Below are 22171 nucleotides of genomic sequence, written 5' to 3'. Positions count from 1 at the left end.
CTTAGCTTCTTACGCCGGGGTGTCCCTCAAGAATTTGCTTGAGCTGATGCTCGGCAGCCGCAAAATCAATAGGGGCATCAATATCGACGCCCTCGACCTCATGAAGCGTGAAAAGATCAATGGTTCCTCCAGGATACCCCGCCAGACGGTTGTGGTGCTCGGTGTACACGTGAGTTTTGGTGAGGTAGAGCGAACCGTTTTCCCGGTATCGTAAGGTCTCCTGTGTAAGTTCCTGGCGGCGCGGGCGCGCCATAATCTCGAACTCTGCGGTAGGTTCGGCATCCGGATGCCACCGCCAAATAAACGGGCCAATCGGGATAACCCCAACCAATGAATCCTTGCCGTTCTCGGCGAATTGACGCACCGCGCGAGCCAGAGTGCCGGGCAAGCGTACCGGGCTGGTGGCCTGCAGCAGCATGACCGCATCCGGCGCCCAGCCCTCGCCCGTGTAGAAGTCGATGGCGTGCTCGATCACCGGTTCGGTGGCTGTGGTATCTTCGGCAAGACGCGCGGGGCGCATGAACGGAACCTCGGCGCCGTAGTAGCGTGCGATGGAGGCGAGTTCTTGGTCTTCGGTTGAGACCGCGACCCGCACCTCGTGCTCCCCCGCTAGTTCGTCGCGGGCGGCGAGCGCCTGCAAAATAGTCCACGCCACCAGGGGTTTTCCTGCGATCTCGCGCAGGTTTTTACGCGGTATGCCTTTGGAACCGCCGCGCACGGGAATAACGCAGAGAATGCGCATTAGTATGCCTCCAGGTAGTCGATGATGAGCTGAGCGATAGTGTGGGCGGGCTCGACTGCGGGTTGTTCGGGCGCTGGCGTGGGGTCTTCGCCCCAGCGGTTCATGCCGTAGCGTGCCCAGAATTCTTCGAGCCAAGCGGGCGGGTTCGGGTGGTATACCCACGCCGGAATACCGCGGATTGCGGCCTCAAGCACGCCGGTTGAAAAGACTGAGACCACCGGGTTCGGCACCTCGTTCAGGGGCGTGGAAGAGCGATCTATGGCGATGCCTTCTATCTCCCAGAGCGCATGGGTGGCACGGGAGAGTTTATCGGTTTCGCTCGGATGCGGCCGGTAGATGCCGTCGTGACGTTTCAAAAAGCTGTGCGCGGCGCGGGCGAAGGATGCGCGCGGTAATTCCGCGCCGTGCATCTGCCCCAGAAACAGGATTTTGCCCAGGGATTTGGTGGTTTCGCCGTGCGTATTTTGGATAGCGCGGTAGAGCAGCTGTGAGCCGACGGTATGCGTCTGCACGTCGCGGCGTCCGGAAGCCCAAAATTGGGCGTCCTCGTCGCTGAAGGCGAGCAGAGTTGAACCGATGGGCAGCGGCGGGGCGTGCGGAACCAGCAGCCCGTGCTGTACCACCCAGTAGGCTATGCCGCGTTCGCGGGCGAATCGGTAGGCCGCGTGGCCGCGCGGCAGGTAGTGTCCTAAGGACAGCACGAGGCGCACGCCGGGCAGTTTTTCGGCGAGCTCATCGGCGCGTATCGGGGTTGCGGTCCAGTCTTTGCGGCTATAGCGTGTGCTGGCGTATTGTCCGTTGAGATATTCTGAAGCCTCGCTTGGGCACCAGAGCGCGACCCCCACCCCTTCGAGGTGTTTGAGCGGTTCCAGCAGGGCGTTGCGGCTTGTGGGTGAGAACGAGTCGAGCACAATCAGTACCCGCGGTATTGCCCCGCGCGTATAGAGCATGCCGGAGACCATGTCCTGTTGGTCACCTCTGCGGGCGCGCACCATGTTCTGGGCGCGTCCTTTCACCCAGCGCAGGGTGTTTTGGCGCTGCTGCCAGACATGCCAGGCTTCGAGATCGACGGGATAGTTTAGGCCCATAGTTTCTCCAAAATTTTGACGCGATCATCGAAGGTATGCTCGGCGAGGGTGCGTCGCTGCCCGGCCTCACGGATTGTATGCGCCCAGCGGGGTTCACGGAAGATGCGGGCGCACAGGTCAATAAGCTCTTCGGTACTCTCGTAGACCAGTACTTCGCGCCCGGGTTCGTAGTAGCGCGCCACATCGGCCCGGTCGATCAGGTGAAGTGCGCCTACGCCGGGGGCTTCGAAGGTGCGCATCGTGAAGCCGTCTTGGTTGTGGTGGATATTCAGGGTCGCCGGTGATGATGCCATGACCCCGTAGGCGGCGGATCGGTCAATATCGCGGTGTGCGGGAATTCCGGCGCCCTTGAATCTGCGGGTTCGGGCTATATCCCAGGGGTGGCGCGACCAGTCTCGCCCGTAAGCGCGCACGGGTATCCCCGCCTCGTGCAGGGCACGCAGCGTATGCTCACGGTTGGGGTAATTCGCCCCGACGAAACTAATGGCGTCTTCGGTAACCGGCGCAATCGTGCAGTGCGAATCATAGGCGTTGGGCATATCCAAGACGGCGTACCCTAGGGAGCGCAGGTATTCGGCATCCTGCGGGCTATAGCTTGCGAGCGCTCCAAGGCGCGGTAAATCTTCCAGAGTGTATGACATGCGGCGCAGCTCGTCGTAGAGCCAGGTTCCGTAGCGCACCCCGGATTCTTCAAGTTTTTGCCACCAGGTATCCCCCAGCAGGTCCCCTTTGATGACGAGCACAATATCGGGGCGATACTCATCAAACGCGGCGATAGCACGAGCGGTCGCCTGGGCTGCGGCGGATGCGGGCCGATATTTTTCGGGCAGTTCGTGCGCGAGTTTATTGCGGATACGGTCGGCAACTGTGCCGGGAGCATCGTAAATATGGGTGCGAACCTCGTATCCGGCAACATTTAGCGAAGCCTCAATAGCCTTCCAATACCCGTGGAACGCTGGCGAAACCAGCAGAATCGTGGGGGCTCTCATCTCGTGTATCCTTTGTGGTTCTTCTCTGTCCTGTGATCCTTCGTGCGGAAAAGTCAGGTTCGGCGCGGTTACCCGACTAGTTTTCGTGCCGCGTTCCCCGCCGGATCAGCTCTAGTTCGTGGTTCAGAATCTCGCGCGGGTTCACTCGGTGGTTTCGCAGGGACCGCACCAGGTTGAAACCGTAGTTAGCGTAGCTGGTGAGGGTTAGGGCGCGGCGCAGGTTCTTCTCGAAACCCCATTTTTCGGCGTAGATAAACCGTGCGGTGGTAAGCCATTGGCGGCGCCGGGCTGAGGGGCTGGATGCGCCTCCTTCGTGGGTGACCGTCACCTCGGGCACTAGGATGCGCGGCACCCCAATCTCGGCTAGGCGGCGTTGGAAGTCTACTTCTTCGCTGTTCATGTAGAAGCGCTCGTCCATCCCTTGTACCCGTTCGTATACCGTGCGGGGTACCATCATGCAAGCGCCCATAACCCAGTCTGTTCCGTGGGGCCTCACGGCGGTGCAGGCACTTATATCGTGCCCTGCCCCGCGATGCCACAGGCGTGTAGGCTTGAAGCGTGCCAGGGGTGTGAACCATTCCCACGCGATATGCCCCACGGTGGGGAATTTGCGGGCTACCCACTGGTGTTTTCCGTCGTGACCGACTACTTGGGGGCTGGCGAGCACCTGCGGATAGGCGGCGAGCGCCGTGAGCATTGAGCTGATGAAGTTTTCGCCGAGTTCAAGGTCGCTGTTGAGGATTATCAGCCAGTCTCCACGTGCGCGTGCAGCCCCTGAGTTTACGGCGCTGCCGAACCCACCGTTGCGCTCGCGGCGCACGATGCTCACGCCTTCGGTGTCGGGAAAGGGTATGGGTGAGCGGTCATCAGAAACGATAATCTCAAGATTTTCGGGGGTTATTCCCCGCTGCGCGCGCAGGCTGGCAATTAAATTCAGCACGGGAGCAGGTTCGCCATAAAAGGGAATAATGGCGGAGATAGTTTCTGCTGACGAAGTCACAAAAATGCTTTCTGTTGCGGTTTACATCTATGTTCCGGTCATCAAACATTGTCTGTAAACGTATGTGTTTATTCGTGAGGAAACTCTCGGCATACTGCACATAGTTGTTGCCGTCATATCCTCGTGAGTGAGTGTTACTTTATAATTCTAATATAGTATCGACATATCAGGTGACTACACAGCGTATTTTGCCCCATAATAAAGGTATTGCGTGTGTAAATCCCAGGGAGTTATGTGTGAATCGTCGTTCTGAGTCTGAAGATAAAACCCGGTTAACAGAACTTGAGGGTATGCGCCCACCGCATGTTGAAGCTTATTTTCGTGTGATGGGGTTTTTACGCCCCGGTATTGCACGGGTTTTGGATACAGTTCGCCACTCTCGCGAGAAAGTGTATATTGCCCCTCCTTTTTCTCGCGGCGGTAATTGGCTTTATCTGTTGGCGGCCGTTGATGCTGACCGTCGCGCCGATGCCGGGGATTTTTCATATATGCTCAATACTGCCGGTTTAGAACCTTGGCTTACAGAATTTCCTGCTTTGCAGGAACTCATGATGGATCCGAAAGATTTTAAGTTTTTACACCGGCGTTATTCTGGTCTTGATACCAATGTAGAAGATAGTTTTGCGCCCGGTTCTCTTGAAATTTTTGCCCGTGAACGATTACTTTCTTCTGAGCATTTTAGGCAGCGCATTCTTACAGTAGGCAATATTGTAGGAAGTAACACGGTGGTGCTCAGTATTCGGCGCGGTGATTATTATTCTGTTCCCGCAATTCGGCAGCGTTACGGTATTGATACCGTAGCCTATGTACGTGAGGCCCTGGATCAGGTGCTTAAGCGTATGAGCCCCAGCAATTTCGTGGTCACGAGTGATGACCCGCAGTGGTGCCGCGAAAACCTGAGTTTTCTCGAAGATATTGCCCCGGTGCTCTACGATAAGACCGGCGAGGGTATGTTCGCGGATTTAGCGGTTCTTGCGAAGGCACGCTGGCTCATTCTTACAAACACCACGTTCGGGTACTGGGGCGCTTATATGGCGCAGGCGGATCACCCCGTTGAGGTGTACGTACCGAATGCCCACGAGTACGATGCGAAAACCCGCCAGCCTATTGTGGTGCCCGGAACTGTGCGTCCCCATCCGCATTTCTCCCGCTGGCATGCGGTTAAACCGCCGCACGGGGGAACCTGGCTTCTGCCTGAAGAAGGCGATATCGCATAAAACCCTATAACTTCACTCTTTCACAACTCACTCATACTCAAGCACGGAAGATAACCCATGAACATCAAATTTCTCGCGCCGTTTAAATTTTCGCAGCGAATCGTATCTAACTCCCGTAGTTTTTTCTCTGGACGCCTTGAAAACTCGCGCTTTAAACCCCGTTTTCTAGACCCGACAGTTCGCGGGCTTCGCACTGGAAAACATCGGCTTTTTCTGGCGCAGCGCGATCTGCGTACCCGGCGTGAGGCACGTGCCCTGCTGAGCTCGGGGGATTTTAAGAACCGTTATCGGGCGTTAGAGAAGACCTTCGAACTCCCTCCCCTGCCCACGACCAAGGGCGTGTGGGCGGTCGCGATGGTCAAGAATGAGGCGGATGTGCTCGAACGTTCCCTACGGCACCTGCATGCCCAGGGGGTGGCGCGCATCCTGGTAGTCGATAACGATTCGAGTGACGGCACCTTTGAGCTTCTTCAGCGGCTTAGCCGCGAGCTTCCGCTGAGTGTTGGGCATGATCGGGAGCCCGCCTACTATCAGTCCGAGAAAATGACCTATCTGACCCATCGTGCCCAGCGAGCCGGTGCCACCTGGGTAGTACCTTTCGATGCGGACGAGTTCTGGTTCGGCGTTGAAGGTACTCTCGCCGAGGTTCTGTCCACCAGCAAAAATACCGTAGAAATCTCGCAGCTCTACAACCTATTTCCTACGGCTTCGGGAGACCTGGTGCTCGATACAACCGCTCATTTTGACCCAAAGGTGTGCTTTAAATCTTGGCGGTCATCGGTCGTCACTATGGGTAATCATCGGGTGCTTCGGCCTGGGGCGCAGGGCACCGATCGGGTGGTTATCTTACATTTGCCTTGGCGTTCGCGGCAGCAGCTGCAGCGCAAGCTCATGCAGGGGGCAAAGGCGCTTGAGCTCACCGATTTGCCGGAAGATTTGGGGTATCACTGGCGTAAAAATGGCGAGCTGAGCGAGAAACAGCTTGCCGATATTTGGTTGGATCTTATCGCGGGCAGGCCCATTCCCGTAAATCTTGCGTGGCAGCCGCGCGGAAGCCTCTACCCACTAGGCAGCGATATACCGCAGGATGCGCACAGCCTTAAACCGTTCCTTGAAGCCCGGCCAGAGACCGCCTAAAACTAGCATCAGCATAGACCTGTGCCCGCCTCCCCAATCTTGAGGAGGCGGGCACAGTCTTACTGTTTTTCAGATCGATTCGCTCGACTACTCGGGAAGCTGCCCTAAACGCACCAGATTGGCGAACTCTTCGTTCTGCTGCTGCACCTGCGTGAAGGTTCCCTGCGCGGCGATTTCGCCCTGCGAAAGGTAAATTAGCTGATCTACATTGCGCACCGTCGAGAGGCGATGCGCCACGATGATCACGGTAATATCCCGCGAGATACGCTCGATCGCCTGGGTAATCTTATGCTCGGTCTCGTTATCCAGGGCGCTGGTGGCCTCGTCCATTATGAGCACGCTGGGGTTGCGGTAGAGCGCGCGTGCAATTCCTAGACGCTGGCGCTGACCGCCCGAAAGCCGAACCGCATTGTGCCCAATCATCGTCATCAGCCCGTTCTCCAGGGAGTCCACAACCTCGGTAAGCTCAGCGACAGCCAAGCATTCACGCACCCGCGCCTCATCAATCTCATGCGGTTCAAGCCCGAAAGCAACCGCCTCCAGCACCGTAGAATCGGCGATGAAGACATCCTGAGGCACATACCCGATGCGCTGAAACCACGCGGGCAGATCCTGCTCGATCGGCACCCCATTGCACAAAACGCGCCCCTGCTCGGTACTAAAAAGCCCCAAAATCAAATCAACCAGAGTGGTCTTTCCCGACCCGGAACCGCCCACGAAGGCCATCGACGTCCCCATAGGAATCTGCAGGTTAATGTTCTTCAGCACTGGCTGATCACCGTCGGGGTAGGTAAAGGAAAGGTTCTCCACCATAATAGTGATGGGCTCAATCTCACGGTTTACGTACTCTGCCTGAATATCAGAGTCGGGAGCAGGCGGAAGATCGAGCTTCTTCCCCTGTTCATCAAGCATCCCAATTTCACGGACAAGCTCATCGCTGGGTTTCTCACCGGAACGAATATTACCTAAAGACGCCACAATGCGCGTGTAGTTCGGCAGAATACGGATGCAGGCACCAGCGAATAGGAGCAGATAGGGTGCACTGTCGGCGCCCTGAGTCATGCTCATGATCGCTAGAAGTGCGGCGATTCCGAGGATAAAAATAATTTCAAGGGTATACTTTGGAAGTTCTTGGAGGAAAACGTTCCGCATATTCGCATTTACCGAGTCCATGCGCTTGCTCTGATATCGGTGTAGGTACCGTTCGGTCACACCGTGCATACGAATCTCGCGGAACCCAATCACAGCATCAAGCGCTGCATTCATCGAGCCGCGCGTAGCTTCCAGGATAATCTCGCCCTGCTCCGTATTTTTCCTCCGCAAAACGTATTGAAGCACAAAGGCAGTCACACCAAAATAGGCGAATGCGAAAAGCGCAGGAAGCGGCATAAGAACCAGCAGCATCACCATGAGCACCACGATAGAGAGCAAATCCCCAATAAAGCTCATCACGCCATTCACGAAAGCGCTGTATGCCTGCCCAACAATATCAGTAACCGAGTTCAGCACCGCCGCTGTACCGCGCTTACGGTGAACCAGATAAGGCTCACGCATATAGCGGTTAAGCAGATTCACCGAAGTCGCGCTCTGCTGAGTAGCGATAAAACCTAGGCTCCAGCGTTTAATAACCAGCGAAAGTACGCCCTTAAAGACAAAGGCAAGAACCAGCGCAACACCAAAAATCACGATAAGCTGTGTGCGATTGGGATTACCAAAAAGATCAGCGACGGACTGCAAATACCCGGTAATAGGGGCGCCCATCGCCAGGTTAACGATAGGAAGAATAGCCGCCACACCCAGCATCTCGAAAAGAGACACCACGAAAAGCCCCAGAATATTCAGAACCAGAATAGAGAACTTTCGCCCTGGGAAAAAAATCCTCAGTTTACGATAAATATTTTTCATCAAACCTCACAGGGTACGGGTGGAAGCCTTGAGAATCATAATACGTGCGGGACGTTCGATCGCATGATGCGCAATAATCGCTGCAAGTATAGAAATCACCAAGATTATGAGCATCATCAAGATTCCCCGTGCATCCACGCGAATCATATCGCGACCTAAAGAGGTCTTGATGAATCGGAAAATAACAATTTCATGGACCAGATAGAAGGCAAAACTCACCTCACCGAAATACACGAGAGAGCGGCGTATCCAATTCCCCGGCACCGGCGCACCAACCTGATGATGCGATTGCGCGCGCTGTATATCGTGAAGCGCAAACATCCCAATCAGCAAGAACCATACCGGGTCAAGAACAAACCCGTTGATGGTCTGCGGCAAACTAACTTTAGAAACACCAGAAATCCCGGCTAAAGCAAGTGCTGTTACCGCACACAGTTGCCAGGTACGTATCCGTGGCATCGCTAAATCGCCGTCACGAACTTTAAGCGCCAGCAGCCCTAAGAGCATGCCTAAGGCGAACTCACCCGAACGAAGCAACGGGTTAGCGTACACCACAACATCGGCGTAATTAGAGGTAAGTGCTATAGCGCTCGCCACCGCCGCCGTCAGCAGGAACCAACCCGCCAAAACGGGATATCCCGCCTTCGGGGAGCGGCGGCTGAGCCACCCCAACACGAGCGGAGTACAGGCATAGAAAAAAGCCTCGCAGCCTAAAGACCAGCTCACCCCATTGACCGAAAAAATATAGTCCCAATTCGGCACCCAGGTGTGGAGCAGAATCAGGTTGCTTAATGTAGCACCCGCAGATGGGGCTTCCTGAGTCAGGACGAGAATTGCCAAGGCAAGTGCAAAGAAGAAAAGGTGCAGCGGGTATACACGCGCAAATCGACGCAGGTAGAATTTCTTGGCTCCGTCGGCGGGCTTATACGACCAGGTCAGCACAAAGCCCGAAAGCACGAAGAACAATGCGACTCCTACATATCCCACGGATGCGCTAGGAACCACATGCGCCCACCTCGTATGGTAGAAAAAGACGAATAGCGCAGCCGGACCCCGCAAAATTGTCAGGCTATCCAGCATAACGTACCTAGTACTGGGTACTCCTGCCATAACGGGTGCAGATTCTTTACTCATGATGAGCCCCCAGCATTACCTGAGGCATCAGAAGAGAATTTGTTCAAGGAACCGTCTTCGTTCCAGCTTTTCCACCGCAAAAATTTTCCGCGCGCCATAGGACCTTCAGCTTTGAACTGGATGCGATCATCCGGCAGACCGTGAGAGATATTGGTCCATACCTCTTGAATCTCGCTATCGCTGAGCTTACTGCCAGCAAGCCAATGCGGAGTAACCACTGTGGCGTCTCGGCCTGTGCTCACAGCACTAGCGGCCCCTTGCCGAACTTTTCGCGTAATCTGAGCAGCCCCCCGATACTGCACATGCACGATCTCAAAGGAACGTTCATGAGCGCCTAAACGGCATACTTCGTGGTTACCACGTACCACAACAGCAAAAGGATGGGCACGAAAGGCCACCTTCCCGGGGAAGGAATCTGCCGTATCCATCACAAGTTCCGTGTTGATAACATCACTCGGGTTCTCCGTGACAGGTACCGAATGATGGAATCCGGCATAAATTACCGAGCTTTGGCAGGTCTGTAAAAATTTTGCGAGCGTATCTGAAGGCGCATACCAAAATTCGTCTGCATCGAAAGGAATAACCCATCGCGCACCGTATCGCCAGGCCAGATGCGCTAACCACGTCATTTTCTCGGATTGTACATACGGAATGTAATTATCTTCAGCATAGATAATTCTAGAGTCGTGAGTTGATCTTTCACGAATATATTCCCGGGTACCATCATGCGAAAGATTATCCGCAATAAGCAGCCGATGTACTCCCTGTTGAAACATATGGTCAATAACAGAAGGCAAAATATCTATTTCATCTTTAACCATCGCAATACCCCATACTTCTGTACGGAGGCCTCGATAGTGTATAGATGGCGTGTTAAAAATGCGGATACCACGAATTGCGGCGTATTGATCTCGCCATTGTTGAGGGGTTTTACGAGCTTTGAGTGAATAGCTTAGCTGCCCCAGTTCAGTCCGCAGTGCGGTGAGGAATTTCATGAATTGTGCTTTCGTGAAACGGCAGGCGCCTATAAAAATACACGTAAAATACGTATGTAGATTTTAGCATGCAGATCAGGATTATTTTCAGATTATGCATATTTCTACTTAATCTTTGCGGCGTATAAGACGTATTATGATACATAGTTTTTTCGCGAAAATTTATCCGAGTAAACACTACCGTCGTGTACTCTGCTCGTGCCTAACACAACATCGAGATACACGCTAGGAACCCTCCAAAGACTGACAAATTGTGTTCTACAGGTAAAATAATAGGTGAGTAGCCCTGCCCTGGAGGCAATGCAATGCGCTTCTGGAGCGTCCGAGACTCTGAAAGGTATCCATGGGAATTTTTAATATTCAGTCCCTCAGGGACAAATATCTGTCTGACTCTGGTGTACCTGCCGGGCAGGATAACCGTGAGTCCCCCTCCGCCGATACCGCTTCCGGACGCCGCCGAGCAGGGGAATCCTCAAGGTCTTCCCTTCAGGACGGGGTCGCACGTTTGAGCGCGCGACATGACCTGCCCCAACGTTCCGCACGCAGCGCTTCCCGTAGGTCACAGGATCTTCCACAAGAAGTACGCTCGCTCGCAGCTCAAAAGAGGAAAGCGCGAGAGGACGAATCTCGCTCCCAGGGTTTGCATCACACTGGGCCGGTAACATCCAGCATTAACATACGCGCGGCACGCGATATTGCGGTCGCCGAAGCAGAAGAACGGCGTGCTGCAGAACGTGCTGCAGCTGAAAAACAGGCCGCAGAGAGGCGGGCGCAGCAGGCAGCCGATGCTCGCCGCCGTGCCGCGAGCATACTTTCTTCCGCTACGGGGGCACAGCGTTCCGTGGGCGGCAACCGTAAAAATTCTCAGGCGGCACCGCAGACGCAGTCAAGCCCGATGGTTCGGAAAACTAGGTCGATTAACATCGGCGAATTCCACGGCAAGATTTCAAAGCATAAAAAGAAGCCAGAGCAGCAGATTACCAAGCCGACCACGAACAGCGCAGAGCTGGATCAAACGGTTCTCATGGATACCAACGATGTGCAGGCTGCGGCACAGCGTTACGCAAAACAGCATAAATCTCAGCAGCAGACTCCTCGCGTGGAAAATACTGCTGCGCGCACGAATTCTCCGCGCCCGAAGACCGCGCGGATACCCATAACCCAGCGTTCCACCTCGTCTCGTTCACAAGCACCCGGCGCAGCTGCGGCGCAGAACAAGCGCCCCAAGTCTGGCACAGCGCCGCAGAGGTCAGCTCAGGCGCGCACCGCATCCGCAAAAACAACCGGCGCAAAAAAGGTACGCCCCAAGAATTCGATTGCCAAGAACCCTGCAGCTCGGAATGCTGCCTTGAAGAATACGGTGCGCACCAACCTTGCGCGTCAAGCAAATGAGCAAATGGCGCAGCGCCAGCAGAGTCCTTCATCGGCGCAGCAGAACCAGAGCCAGCCCACCCAGCAGCGCGCCCAGGCACATCAACCGCAGCGAAGGATCCACCAACAGCCAAGGCCCGCTGAAGTAGCTTCGCGTTCCTCTGTGCAGTCTAAGCCGGTTCAGTCGCATCTTGCGCAGTCCGACCCTGGCTACTCCCCCGCCAAAATTGTTGCTGCGGCGCAGGCTCGCGCACGCCAAGATGCTCAGACTCATAAAAAGCCTGAAACTCCCCAGCAACAGACTCAACAGCAGAGCACGGCAACGGCATCTACAGCAGCAACCCATAACCCGTGGAACAGCATTCCCACACCCCAGAAAAAGTCTGCTGCCGCTAATCCGTGGAATAGCCTTCCGGCAACATCCAAGCAGACCCCGGAGGATATTCCAACGAGGCAAAAGCAGAGCGAACCCTCTATCAGCGAGAAACTTGCGAACAAGCCCGAGTTCGCGGGCTTCGATATGGAGAAGCTTCTGCAGCCTGGGTATAAGCCGCAGACCCGTAAAGAGGCAATCGCCATTCGCCGCGCGCAGGAAGAACTGAATCTTCACAGTGGAGAAAATCAGCAGTCTCAGACAGAGGAAACGCAGCGCCAGGAAGATGAAGCGGCCCGGCGCGAACGTGAACGCGCGGAAGTTCACCGTCAACGTCTAGAGGCTCGCCGTCGCCGAGAGGAACAGGCTCAACGCACGCGCGCTGAAGAATCCAATGCCGGGCAGCAGAACGAGCAGACTCAGTCTGAACGAGAGCAGCGCGAGCAGAATCAGGCTCAGCTGGCGCGAAAACTTGCTCAGCGTGATAATGCTCGTTCCACTTCTAACGAGAACACCCGCACAGAGCTCTCGCGGCCCACTCACCAGACCTTGAAGGTGCGTGATGGCGCAAACAACGCGCTCTCCACTTCCGCCCAGGATGCGCAGGATACGGATACGCAGAGTGCCCAGTCAGCAGCCCAGCCGACGGGTTTCCGTTCGGCTCCTGCTCAGGCATCTGTGCATCCGACAGCTTCCGTGCGTCCCGTAAAACGCGCAGCATCCCATGCTTCTCCGTTTAAGCTCGCGCCGGGCGAAGTTCGCTCGGGCGTGGTGCGCAGGCGCAGGCTCGCTCCCCGGCTCCAGGGGCCTATGGAAGCGGTCTTCGTGTGTACCGGGAACGTAGCGCGCAGTGCGGCGGCAGAGATTATTGCAAGCCAGCTCTCCGAAGAATACGGTCTGACCGATGACTGGATTTTCACCAGCGCCGGAACTTCGGCACTTTCGGGCTCGCGCGTATACCGTCACGTGGGTAAACAGCTTGACGAGCGCGGCTACGATATTTCCGGGTACCGCGCCAAGCAGCTCACTGAAGACATGGTGGAACGCGCTACCCTGATCCTGGTGGCGGAGGCGGAACACGCCGATTGGATTATCCGCGAATGGCCGCAGTACCACCATAAGGTTCATCTCATCAAGCAGGTAGCTAACCTGAAGCAAGAAGTCGGTTCCGAGGCAGAACCGATCTCATACCTGTACAGCCATAATCAAGCACCGCGCTCAAGCGATAACATTGGTGATCCGTACCGTCAGGGTAAAGAGGCGGCACGCATTGCGGTCGATGAGATTGAAAACTCGCTCTTCGAGATTCTGCCGTGGCTCTCGCAGGCACAGGTGCAGAACTAAAACAGCAGATTATGAGGTGCATAGCCTCTAAGTAGTTAATGTCCCCGTCTGAGCGCTAGCGTTCTCAGACGGGGACATTTTTCTGGGCCCAATAACATCACCCCGTGTCCGAACTGTCGAAGCTCGGCCACGGGGTTAATGCGATATATACGATTTAGGCGTGATCGTTGAATATGTTGGTCACGGATCCTTCGTCGAAAACCTCACGGATAGCACGTGCTATCAGCGGAGCAATCGATAGAACCGTCAGATTATCGAAAGACTTCTCGGCAGGCACGGGCAGCGTGTTAGTGACAACCACTTCGGAGGCACCGCATCCGGAAAGGATATCGACGGCTTCACCGGAAAATACGGGGTGGGTTGCCGCGATAATGACTTCTTTCGCGCCCTTATCCTTCAGAACCTTAACCGCGCCAGCAATGGTTCCGCCGGTATCGATCATATCGTCGATCAGTACGCAGGAACGCCCTTCAACGTCGCCCACGACGGTTTTCGAGACGGCGTGATTCGGCACGTTAATATCGCGTGTCTTATGCACGAAGGCCAAAGGGGCACCGCCGAGCAGAGCAGCCCAATGCTCAGCCACGCGTACACGACCGGTATCCGGGGAAACGACGGTCACGTTCTCGGGGTTCTCAACGCGCCCGCGAATATAATTCGCTAGAACTGGAATAGCGAAGAGGTGGTCGAGCGGACCATCAAAGAAACCCTGAATCTGCGAAGTATGCAGATCGACGCACATCAGACGGTCCGCGCCAGCGGTCTTGTACAGATCGGCAATCAGACGAGCCGAAATAGGCTCACGTCCCTTATGCTTCTTATCCTGGCGGGCATAAGGGTAGAAAGGCGAAACTACGGTAATCGAGCGGGCGGAGGCACGTTTGAGCGCATCGATCATAATCATCTGTTCCATCAGCCATTCGTTGATGGGTGCCGGGTGCGACTGAATCACGAAAGCATCGGCGCCGCGCACAGATTCCTCGAAGCGCACATAGGTCTCACCGTTGGCGAAGGTATACGCAGAGGTCGGCAGCAGGTCATGCCCCAGTTCAGCAGCGATTTCTTCGGCTAGTTCCGGATGCGCCCGCCCGGACACCACTGCCATTTTACGCATCCCAGGATTGGTAATCTCGCTAGACATGATTGTGTTCGCTTTCCTTGTGAACTCGGTGTGTGAAAACTACTCCTGCGCGGCCTCAGCAGCCTGTGCAGACTCGGTTCCTTCACGATTTTTTAGAACCCAGTCATCAATATTGCGCTGGGAAGTCTCAGAAATAGCGAGCGCGCCCGCCGGAACATCCTTGCGGATCAGGGCTCCCGCACCAGAATATGCGCCGTCTCCAACGGTGACAGGTGCCACGTAGATGCCGCCCGACCCCATGCGGGTATGCGCGCCGATAACGGTTCGGTTTTTAGTAACCCCGTTGTAGTTAGCGAAGATGGATCCCGCACCAATATTGGCGCCTTCGCCGATTTCGGCATCCCCTACGTAGGTGAGGTGGGGTACCTTGGCGTCCTGGCCGATCTGTGAGTTCTTGGCTTCGCAGAAGGCACCGAGTTTTGAGTTCGCGCCCAGAACGGTACCGGGGCGCAGGTATGAGAAGGGACCCACGGTGGCGTTTTCGCCGATGGTCGCGCCGAAACCGTGGCTGCGAATGACGGTTGCGCCGGTTTCGATAGTCATATCGGTCAGGGTTGTGTCCGGACCAATAGTTGCACCGGTGGCGACCGATGTTGTCCCGTGCAGCTGCACGCCGGGCAGCAGAGTTGTATCGTTTTCAAGGGTAACGGTTACGTCGATCCAGGTGTTGTGGGGGTCCACGATAGTTACACCGTTACGCATATGTTTTTCCAGGATGCGTTCGTTGAGTTTACGCCCAAGCTGCGCGAGCTGTACGCGGTCGTTCGCGCCTTCAACCTCCCAGCGATCCTCAATAGCGAGGGCGGCGGTTCGGTGCCCTTTATCGCGGGCTATAGCCAGCACATCGGTAATATATTTTTCGCCCTGTGCGTTGTCGGTCGTGACCTCTAGCAGGGCTTCGCGCAGAACCTTGGCGTCGAAAGCGTAGATACCCGAGTTGATTTCGGTAATCGCCAGCTCTTGGGGGGTTGCGTCTTTGGCCTCCACAATGGCGGTAACTTCGCCCGCTTGGTCGCGCACGATGCGCCCGTAGGCACCGGGCTCTTCGATATTGGTGGTGAGCACGGTAACGGCGTTGCGTCCCTCTTCGTGGAAGTCCATCAGTTCGCGCAGAGTTTCGGCGCGAAGCAGGGGTACGTCGCCGTAGGTGACCAACACGGTACCATCAACGAGATCGGAATTATCGAGGGCATTAAGACCGACTTCGACGGCTCGACCGGTGCCGGGAATATCGTCCTGATCGACAATAGTGACCTGGGCATCAAAGTCAAGAATATGCTGGGCTACCTTATCACGCTGGTGCCGCACTACAACGGCTAGACGCTGGGGGTCTAGGTCTCGGGCGGCAGCTACGGCGTGTTCCACCATGGAACGGCCGCCTATCGCGTGCATAACTTTGGGGGTAGCAGATTTCATACGAGTGCCAGCTCCCGCAGCCAAAACAATAACAGCCGAAGGTGCCTTCCGATTTTCTGCGTTCACCTAGATGTCTCCTTGTTAGGTGTGGGATATAGCCGGAAGTCTACCCCCGAACTATTCGCTCCGCCACCAGGATTCGAACCTAGACAAACGGCTTCAAAGGCCGCTGTGCTGCCATTACACCATGGCGGATTATCCGCATGAACACCCGTCGGATTGACGGACAAAGAAACGGATACTCCATAGTGTAGCAAAAATAGCAGCGTTCTCACACACGCCACTCTGTGCCCTTGGGAAGCCCTAATTTTTGTGTTCATGCGGTGCCTGTGGTGCCTCAGATACCCTGGGATTTATCTCTCACCGGCGTGGTTTTCGCCGGATTTATACGAAGGCTTCCAGGCGTGTGGGAGTCAGGCGTTACCCTGGATATGTGGCACATTTACTTGGCGGCGAAGCGCTGCACCTTCAGTTCCCTACCCGCACTATTTTCGAGGGGGTGACCGTCGGCATTAATGAGGGCGACCGCATCGGCATTGTGGGTCGCAACGGTGACGGTAAATCCACACTCATGAAGATTCTGGCGGGGCGTCTTGAACCGGACTCCGGGCGCGTGACGGCGCGCGGTGGCACGCGCATCGGGTATCTGGATCAGTCCGACGTTCTCAACGCTTCCCATACGGTCGGTTATGCTCTGGTGGGCGATACTCCGGAGTATGAGTGGGCCTCGCAGCCGCGTATTCGTGATGTTATTGCGGGTTTGGTGTCTGACCTGCCCTGGGATGCGCCGGTTTCTTCACTCTCGGGTGGGCAGCGTCGCCGCGTGGCTCTGGCGGCTCTGCTGATACAGGAATGGGATGTGCTCATGCTGGACGAGCCCACTAACCACCTGGACGTGCAGGCGATTACATGGCTTGCGCATCATCTGAAAAGCCGCTGGAGCAAGAACGCGGGCGGTCTGCTGGTGGTCACTCACGACCGCTGGTTTCTTGATGAAGTCAGTACCGACACCTGGGAGGTTCACGATAATATCGTGGAACCTTTTGAAGGCGGGTATGCGGCTTACGTTCTGCAGCGTGTGGAGCGCGATCGGCAGGCGGCCGCCGCGGAGGCAAAGCGCCAGAACCTGATGCGCAAAGAGCTGGCGTGGCTGCGTCGCGGTGCCCCGGCGCGCACCTCGAAGCCGAAGTTCCGTATTGATGCGGCGAATGCGCTGATTGCCGATGTGCCGCCGGTACGTAATACCGTGGAACTCAAGCAGATGGCGGTTTCCCGTTTGGGTAAGGACGTGGTGGATCTTGAGAACGTCTCGGTCACCTTTGAGGATTCTTCGCTGCCCGACGGCAAACGTGAGGTGCTGCGTCGCGTAACTTGGAGGATTGCGCCGGGTGAGCGCACCGGTATTTTGGGCGTGAACGGTGCCGGAAAATCTACCCTGCTTGCCTTGGTCACCGGTTCTCTGGAACCAACCGAGGGGCGCGTGAAACGTGGTAAGACCGTCAAGGTTGCCACCCTCACCCAGCAGCTGGATGAGCTGAAAGAGGTTGAGAACGACCGCGTATCTGATGTGATCGGTCGCAAGAAGCGCAGCTATATAGCCGACGGCAAAGAGATGTCGCCCTCGCAGATGTTGGAACGACTAGGTTTTACGAGCGCACAGCTTTCTACCCCGGTGAAAGATCTTTCGGGTGGGCAGAAACGACGACTACAGCTCATGCTCATTCTCTTGGACGAGCCGAATGTACTGATTCTGGACGAGCCTTCAAACGACCTGGATACCGATATGCTGGCGGCGATGGAGGATCTGCTCGATACCTGGCCCGGTACTCTGCTGGTAGTTTCTCACGACCGTTACCTCATGGAGCGTGTGACCGATCAGCAGTATGCGGTGATTGACGGTTCCTTCCGGCATCTGCCCGGTGGGGTGGACGAATATTTGGCACTTTCCGCAGCGGGTCGGGGCGGTTCTGCCGCTGGTGTTACGGGCGGTGCATCCGCCCCAACGAAAAAGAACGATTCTTCGGTTTCTGGTGGCCAAGCTGAACCAACGGACTCTGGCCCTAAGAGCACGCCGAAAGTATCGGGGGCACAGGCACGCGCGGCACAGAAGGAATCCGCCGCGATTGAGCGTCGCCTCGGAAAATTGGGCGAGGAACAGAGCAAGCTCTCCGAGCAGATGAGCATACACGACCCCGCCGATTACGCCGGGCTTGCCGACCTGGGGCAAAAACAGCAGGCGCTTCAGGATGAGATCGACGAGCTAGAGATGCGCTGGCTGGAACTCTCGGAACTCCTCGGATAGCCCGCTCCCCTGCTAAAAGAGTCTTGATAGCGAATCAAACGGGTTCCTCAACGTTGCATTCACTATCAAGGCTCTTTTTATAAACTCGGGGAAGCATCCGCAAGTTCCGCAGCCATAGCCTTTAGGTCCGCATCCAGCCGGGGGCTGCGCAAACCCGCAGCCTGAAATAGCTCGGTGAAACGGTGCCGCCAATCCAGTCTTTGCAGCGCCATACGCACCTGGTTTCGACTCTGCTCAGGTGTCCATTCGCTCACAAGCTGCGCCACCGCATTCAGCCCGGCGCGAGCATCCTGCGGGTCAATATCGACGGTCGCTCCATCCCACAGTATCTCGCGCGTACTTTCGGTTTTAGGCACCTGCCCCACCACGGTCACCCCGTGGGCGAGCGCGTCCGTCCAGCGCCCGGTAATGTACTCCTTGTTTGGGTGCGTGTACGATGCGGGGCTCACCAAAGTACTAAAAGCCAGTACAAACTTGGCGTCCGCGAGTGCTCTCTGCAAAGACTCGACGGATTCACGATCGGTTACGCCGAACGGCGGCCGCCCAGCGAAGGTTATTCCAGCTTGCCGGGCAAGTTCTGCAGTGTGTTCATCGTCGTCATAGGCGGGGGGTTGGCGCCCCACACGAAGTACATCGGTGGTTTTCGGATGCTCCAGATGCTCATCGAATTTACTCCACACGTCTGCACCCCAGGGAAGCACCCGCACATTTTTGACCCCGGCACTGCGCCAATCGTGCACGTCGTCGCGGTCCGCCACAAAAACGGTGTTATAGGTTCCGTTGGTGGCGATGGCGGGAATGCGGTCATCCCAGAAACTATCGATAACCCACCCGTAAACCCCAGCATAGCGTCGTGCAGCGAGGCGCGGCTGCGCGATAGCGTAAAGCTGTCCGGGGTCACTGGCGATAACAAGGGCGGTACGTCCTCCGCCGGGAATACGCGGCAGGCGCCCCAAAATTTTGGTAGCGGGTGTAAGCGATGCGCTCGGGTCAGGGGTGACGATGCGCGCGTCCAAGTACGATGCCATCAGGCGCGCCATCTCATGGATGGGCGCCCACCCGGCGCCTTCGGGAACGCCTACGATAATATCTACGTCGTGGGGCATGGGGTATTCATTTCGTGCGAGTTCGAGCGGGAATAGGTCGCGCGTAATTTTGACCTGAACTATGCAAAATGTGCGTCATCACACCGCGCGATATACCACTTAGTATATACGTTTTAGGTATCGTCCGGGATACTTGGTAATCACCATGACGGAGTGGGTTTTATATCACAGACTATTGAGAGACACGGAGGCAATACTCAGTGCATCATAAATTCCAGGAGTGTTTTCTTCATGCGGGTGCCATAAACTGATCCCGTATAAAGAAAACACTCTCGCGTTACTCCCTACCAAAAAACACTCCGCTGACCGCCGCCTGCAGGTAGGCTACAATATCTTCAGACAGGCTTGCCACGGTGGTATAGCCGCATAGGTCACACTCACTCACACGAATTCTCATGATTCAGAAACTCAAAGATTTGAAATACCGCCTGCATCTTATGCGGCGAGAACGCACGAATGCGCAAAAACGACGTGAACTCACCAAAAATGGCATTGTTTTTGGTACCGGAACATATTGCGATCCTAGTTCCACTATTATGCCTAAGGTCGTAATGGGCACGAATTGTTTTGTCAATAAAGAAACTTTGGTGGGCGCGCATACGACTCTGGGAAATAATGTTTTTCTGGGGCCGCGCGTCACCATTTTTGCCGATACCCATGAAATTGGTTCTGCCGCTCAGCGCGCGGGAACAAATATTACTCGTCCCGTACACATCAAAAACGGCACGTGGGTGGGGCAAAACGCTGTCATTACCGCCGGGGTTACGATCGGCGAAGGATGCGTGATTGCCGCCGGTGCCGTGGTGGTGCACGATTGTGCGCCTCATGGTGTGTATGCGGGCGTTCCGGCGCGGCGCATCCGTGACCTTGATGCCGAAGGGAGCTCGTACCCGGTAGCCGAGCAGGTGAAGGGAGACCGGTCGTGACTCGCCCCAAGCCCATTGCAGCATCCGTCATTATTCCGGTGTATAACGGCGCCAACTATATTACGCAGCAGCTTGATGCCCTCGCAGCCCAAACCGGCAACCCCAGTTTTGAGGTGCTCATTTGTGATAACGGCAGTACCGACGGCACTCGCGCTGTGGTCGAAGGCTACAATGCCCCCTATCCCCTGCGGGTAGTAGATGCATCCCAGCGTGCCGGAGCCAGCCACGCCCGCAATATGGGGGCGGTACAAGCCGCGGGTGATGTCCTCATCTTCTGCGATGGCGATGATCTTGTAGAACCCGACTGGGTGGTTTCGCATCTGCACGTGCAAAACCTATATTCCCCTGTCATAGCAAGCGGGTCTCTGCTTCATGATCGGGTTAATACTCCTGAAGTTCTGCGGGCTTACGGTCTTGAACCCGGCGATGATCAGAAAACTCTGAGCACACGCACCAGGATTTTCTACGACGATGAGCTCGCCCCCTATGCTGGTTTTCTGCCGACGGTTGCCGGGGGTAATTTTTCGATTCCTCGCCGCGTATATCTTGAAGCCGGGGGTATGGATTCTTCATATAAGAGTTCCGAAGAGACCGATTTTGCCTGGCGTGTGCAGCTTGCAGGCGTTCCGGCGGCGCTTACGCATGGGCCGCTTCTGCACTATATTCTGCGGGATAAACCTAAACGCATTTTTCATCAGCAGCGCGCCTACCAAAAATACAAGGTACTGCTGTGGGTGCACTATCGGCAGCATGGAATGCGCGGCCCCAGCACGAAGGCATCTATCCTGGAGATTCTGCGGCAGGCCCCTAAGCTTATAAACCCTACGACTCGTTTTCGGGCGGCATATTTGGCGGGCGGCAATCTTGGGGCGCTGGAGGGTATTCTTCAGTACCGCATTCTCAAGCGTATTCCGAAGCCGCTGCGGCTGGATACTGCGCCTATTACAGAGGAATAAGGGACTATTCCCAAGGAATTAGAGCATCGCGGGGGTTTGTGTGGCTATCGCGTGACGGCCTCGGCGGCGAAGTGCTGCGGCGAGTTCATCAGCTGCGGTCGCATCCTCCGCAAGAATAGCCACGGTAGGCCCTGACCCAGAGACAAACGCCTCAACCATGCTCTCATTATCCATGGTCAAAATAGTTTCAAGATCGGGTGCTAGGGTCACGGCTGGTCCCTGCAAATCGTTGCGAAGCTGCCTGCCAATTTCGTGGATGCGCGCAATCGGCGCCTCCGTCTGGGTTAGCGCGTGCAGCAGCCCCGAAGGAACCTGTAGCTCGCCAGCTTCGGGGTAACGCCCGGCGGCGCGTCCCTCATCAAGCTCGCTAAACACCTGCGGGGTCGAGAGTCCTTCTGAGGCGGCGACCAGCACAATATCGAGCGGAATCATGTCTTCAGGCAGCTCCACAATGCGCAGCTCGGTTCCGGTCCCCTCCCCCACGGCCAACCCGCCCAGCGGGAACGCGGCACGCACCACGAAAGGTACGTCAGCACCCAAAGGCGCAGCTAGGGCAAGCAGCTCTTCGAGTCCGAGGGTACGTTCGGAAAGCCGCTTCTCATAGAGATACTGATCGACGGCAAGAAGCGCGGCGGCGGCATCTGCCGAGCCACCCGCCATGCCCCCGGCCACGGGAACGGCCTTATCGATATGCAGGTGCAGGTTCAGATCGTTCACGGTGAGCCCGTGCGCCTGCACCATAGAGACGGCTGCACGATGCGCCAGGTTCGACTCGTCCAACGGCACCTCGGCTAGATCAAACTCTCCGGCAAGGTGCTGCTGATCGACCAGGGAGCCGGGCACAATATCCAGACTCAGGGTAATTCCCGGTTTCTGACCATCGCGTGCGGTTACGGTTTCGTAGATATTGACCGAAGAAAAGAGCGTGGCGAGCGGATGGTAGCCGTCCTCGCGGGGGTTACCCACGGCAAGATAGAGATTTACTTTGCCGGGCGCTTTTGCCCGAGTTTCTAGAACATGCATTCTTTT

Annotated in this window: 17 protein-coding genes and 1 tRNA gene; 6 read left to right on the top strand and 12 right to left on the bottom strand. The window is 56.1% G+C overall.

Features of this window, described 5'->3' with window-relative positions; translation table 11 throughout:
* Position 1: 1 nt before the first annotated feature.
* The 4 genes from HMPREF0733_RS06765 to HMPREF0733_RS06750 all read right to left on the bottom strand — a co-directional run bounded on the left by HMPREF0733_RS06765 (position 2) and on the right by HMPREF0733_RS06750 (position 3819).
* Positions 2-742 carry an acylneuraminate cytidylyltransferase family protein gene (locus HMPREF0733_RS06765; protein WP_013398623.1) on the bottom strand — a complete coding sequence of 247 codons (741 nt, stop codon included), beginning with the start codon at positions 740-742 and terminating at the stop codon, positions 2-4.
* The gene (locus tag HMPREF0733_RS06760) at positions 742-1830 is read right to left on the bottom strand and encodes a hypothetical protein (protein WP_013398622.1); all 1089 of its coding nucleotides are present in this window, start codon (positions 1828-1830) and stop codon (positions 742-744) included. Before HMPREF0733_RS06760 ends, HMPREF0733_RS06765 begins: the two co-directional genes overlap by 1 nt.
* Complete coding sequence (locus HMPREF0733_RS06755; RefSeq protein ID WP_013398621.1) at positions 1821-2819, bottom strand: CgeB family protein; 999 nt, start codon at positions 2817-2819, stop codon at positions 1821-1823. Before HMPREF0733_RS06755 ends, HMPREF0733_RS06760 begins: the two co-directional genes overlap by 10 nt.
* 76 nt (positions 2820-2895) lie before the next feature.
* Positions 2896-3819 carry a glycosyltransferase family 2 protein gene (locus HMPREF0733_RS06750; protein WP_041321705.1) on the bottom strand — a complete coding sequence of 308 codons (924 nt, stop codon included), beginning with the start codon at positions 3817-3819 and terminating at the stop codon, positions 2896-2898.
* 236 nt (positions 3820-4055) lie between these two features.
* Between HMPREF0733_RS06750 and HMPREF0733_RS06745 the strand changes: the two genes are divergently transcribed.
* Both HMPREF0733_RS06745 and HMPREF0733_RS06740 read left to right on the top strand, forming a co-directional pair.
* Complete coding sequence (locus HMPREF0733_RS06745) at positions 4056-5036, top strand: alpha-1,2-fucosyltransferase (RefSeq protein ID WP_041321703.1); 981 nt, start codon at positions 4056-4058, stop codon at positions 5034-5036.
* Between the two features lie 57 nt (positions 5037-5093).
* Complete coding sequence (locus HMPREF0733_RS06740) at positions 5094-6173, top strand: glycosyltransferase family 2 protein (protein WP_013398618.1); 1080 nt, start codon at positions 5094-5096, stop codon at positions 6171-6173.
* 87 nt (positions 6174-6260) lie between these two features.
* Here HMPREF0733_RS06740 and HMPREF0733_RS06735 read toward each other — a convergent pair whose 3' ends face one another.
* From HMPREF0733_RS06735 to HMPREF0733_RS06725, 3 genes are read right to left on the bottom strand one after another with little or no spacing between them, the layout of a single operon-like run.
* Entirely contained in the window at positions 6261-8078 is a 1818-nt protein-coding gene (locus tag HMPREF0733_RS06735; protein WP_013398617.1) for an ABC transporter ATP-binding protein, read from the bottom strand.
* Positions 8079-8084: 6 nt separating this feature from the next.
* Positions 8085-9212 carry an acyltransferase family protein gene (locus HMPREF0733_RS06730; protein ID WP_013398616.1) on the bottom strand — a complete coding sequence of 376 codons (1128 nt, stop codon included), beginning with the start codon at positions 9210-9212 and terminating at the stop codon, positions 8085-8087.
* On the bottom strand, positions 9209-10207 hold the full coding sequence (locus tag HMPREF0733_RS06725) for a glycosyltransferase family 2 protein (protein ID WP_013398615.1): 999 nt from the start codon (positions 10205-10207) through the stop codon (positions 9209-9211). Before HMPREF0733_RS06725 ends, HMPREF0733_RS06730 begins: the two co-directional genes overlap by 4 nt.
* Positions 10208-10550: 343 nt before the next feature.
* Here HMPREF0733_RS06725 and HMPREF0733_RS10775 point away from each other — a divergent pair, with 343 nt between their 5' ends.
* Complete coding sequence (locus HMPREF0733_RS10775; protein ID WP_013398614.1) at positions 10551-13295, top strand: arsenate reductase/protein-tyrosine-phosphatase family protein; 2745 nt, start codon at positions 10551-10553, stop codon at positions 13293-13295.
* Between the two features lie 154 nt (positions 13296-13449).
* Here the strand turns inward: HMPREF0733_RS10775 and HMPREF0733_RS06715 are convergent, their stop codons facing one another.
* The 3 genes from HMPREF0733_RS06715 to HMPREF0733_RS06705 form a co-directional block, all read right to left on the bottom strand.
* A complete protein-coding gene (locus HMPREF0733_RS06715; RefSeq protein WP_013398613.1) occupies positions 13450-14436 on the bottom strand; it encodes a ribose-phosphate diphosphokinase in 987 nt (328 codons plus the stop codon).
* A gap of 39 nt (positions 14437-14475) precedes the next feature.
* Positions 14476-15918, bottom strand: coding sequence for a bifunctional UDP-N-acetylglucosamine diphosphorylase/glucosamine-1-phosphate N-acetyltransferase GlmU (glmU, locus tag HMPREF0733_RS06710; protein WP_013398612.1), 1443 nt, complete (start codon positions 15916-15918; stop codon positions 14476-14478).
* A 58-nt stretch (positions 15919-15976) separates the two neighbouring features.
* A tRNA-Gln gene (locus HMPREF0733_RS06705) sits at positions 15977-16047 on the bottom strand.
* Positions 16048-16285: 238 nt separating this feature from the next.
* On the opposite strand from HMPREF0733_RS06705, the gene HMPREF0733_RS06700 reads away from it, so the two are divergent.
* On the top strand, positions 16286-18154 hold the full coding sequence (locus tag HMPREF0733_RS06700; protein WP_041321700.1) for an ABC-F family ATP-binding cassette domain-containing protein: 1869 nt from the start codon (positions 16286-16288) through the stop codon (positions 18152-18154).
* Positions 18155-18231: 77 nt separating this feature from the next.
* Here HMPREF0733_RS06700 and HMPREF0733_RS06695 read toward each other — a convergent pair whose 3' ends face one another.
* On the bottom strand, positions 18232-19260 hold the full coding sequence (locus tag HMPREF0733_RS06695; protein WP_013398610.1) for a glycosyltransferase: 1029 nt from the start codon (positions 19258-19260) through the stop codon (positions 18232-18234).
* A gap of 395 nt (positions 19261-19655) precedes the next feature.
* On the opposite strand from HMPREF0733_RS06695, the gene HMPREF0733_RS10770 reads away from it, so the two are divergent.
* Both HMPREF0733_RS10770 and HMPREF0733_RS06685 read left to right on the top strand, forming a co-directional pair.
* On the top strand, positions 19656-20186 hold the full coding sequence (locus tag HMPREF0733_RS10770) for an acyltransferase (RefSeq protein ID WP_013398609.1): 531 nt from the start codon (positions 19656-19658) through the stop codon (positions 20184-20186).
* On the top strand, positions 20183-21142 hold the full coding sequence (locus HMPREF0733_RS06685; protein WP_013398608.1) for a glycosyltransferase family 2 protein: 960 nt from the start codon (positions 20183-20185) through the stop codon (positions 21140-21142). The genes HMPREF0733_RS10770 and HMPREF0733_RS06685 overlap by 4 nt, the downstream gene beginning before the upstream one ends.
* 18 nt (positions 21143-21160) lie before the next feature.
* On the opposite strand, the gene HMPREF0733_RS06680 is transcribed toward HMPREF0733_RS06685, so the two are convergent.
* Positions 21161-22165 (bottom strand): GHMP family kinase ATP-binding protein, encoded by a 1005-nt coding sequence (locus tag HMPREF0733_RS06680; protein WP_041321699.1) that lies wholly within the window; start codon positions 22163-22165, stop codon positions 21161-21163.
* Positions 22166-22171: the final 6 nt, after the last annotated feature.

It is taken from the genome of Rothia dentocariosa ATCC 17931 (assembly GCF_000164695.2).
In the GTDB taxonomy this organism is placed as follows: Bacteria; Actinomycetota; Actinomycetes; order Actinomycetales; family Micrococcaceae; genus Rothia; species Rothia dentocariosa.
This window is presented reverse-complemented; position numbering and strand designations above follow the sequence as displayed.

What these genes read in the sequence shown, in the direction of transcription:
- HMPREF0733_RS06715 (WP_013398613.1), bottom strand. Translation starts at nt 14,436, where the DNA reads ATGTCTAGCGAGATTACCAATCCTGGGATGCGTAAAATGGCAGTGGTG.
- HMPREF0733_RS06735 (WP_013398617.1), bottom strand. Translation starts at nt 8,078, where the DNA reads ATGAAAAATATTTATCGTAAACTGAGGATTTTTTTCCCAGGGCGAAAG.
- HMPREF0733_RS10770 (WP_013398609.1), top strand. Translation starts at nt 19,656, where the DNA reads ATGATTCAGAAACTCAAAGATTTGAAATACCGCCTGCATCTTATGCGG.
- HMPREF0733_RS06725 (WP_013398615.1), bottom strand. Translation starts at nt 10,207, where the DNA reads ATGAAATTCCTCACCGCACTGCGGACTGAACTGGGGCAGCTAAGCTAT.
- HMPREF0733_RS06680 (WP_041321699.1), bottom strand. Translation starts at nt 22,165, where the DNA reads ATGCATGTTCTAGAAACTCGGGCAAAAGCGCCCGGCAAAGTAAATCTC.
- HMPREF0733_RS06755 (WP_013398621.1), bottom strand. Translation starts at nt 2,819, where the DNA reads ATGAGAGCCCCCACGATTCTGCTGGTTTCGCCAGCGTTCCACGGGTAT.
- HMPREF0733_RS06765 (WP_013398623.1), bottom strand. Translation starts at nt 742, where the DNA reads ATGCGCATTCTCTGCGTTATTCCCGTGCGCGGCGGTTCCAAAGGCATA.
- HMPREF0733_RS06695 (WP_013398610.1), bottom strand. Translation starts at nt 19,260, where the DNA reads ATGCCCCACGACGTAGATATTATCGTAGGCGTTCCCGAAGGCGCCGGG.
- HMPREF0733_RS06740 (WP_013398618.1), top strand. Translation starts at nt 5,094, where the DNA reads ATGAACATCAAATTTCTCGCGCCGTTTAAATTTTCGCAGCGAATCGTA.
- HMPREF0733_RS10775 (WP_013398614.1), top strand. Translation starts at nt 10,551, where the DNA reads ATGGGAATTTTTAATATTCAGTCCCTCAGGGACAAATATCTGTCTGAC.
- HMPREF0733_RS06730 (WP_013398616.1), bottom strand. Translation starts at nt 9,212, where the DNA reads ATGAGTAAAGAATCTGCACCCGTTATGGCAGGAGTACCCAGTACTAGG.
- HMPREF0733_RS06760 (WP_013398622.1), bottom strand. Translation starts at nt 1,830, where the DNA reads ATGGGCCTAAACTATCCCGTCGATCTCGAAGCCTGGCATGTCTGGCAG.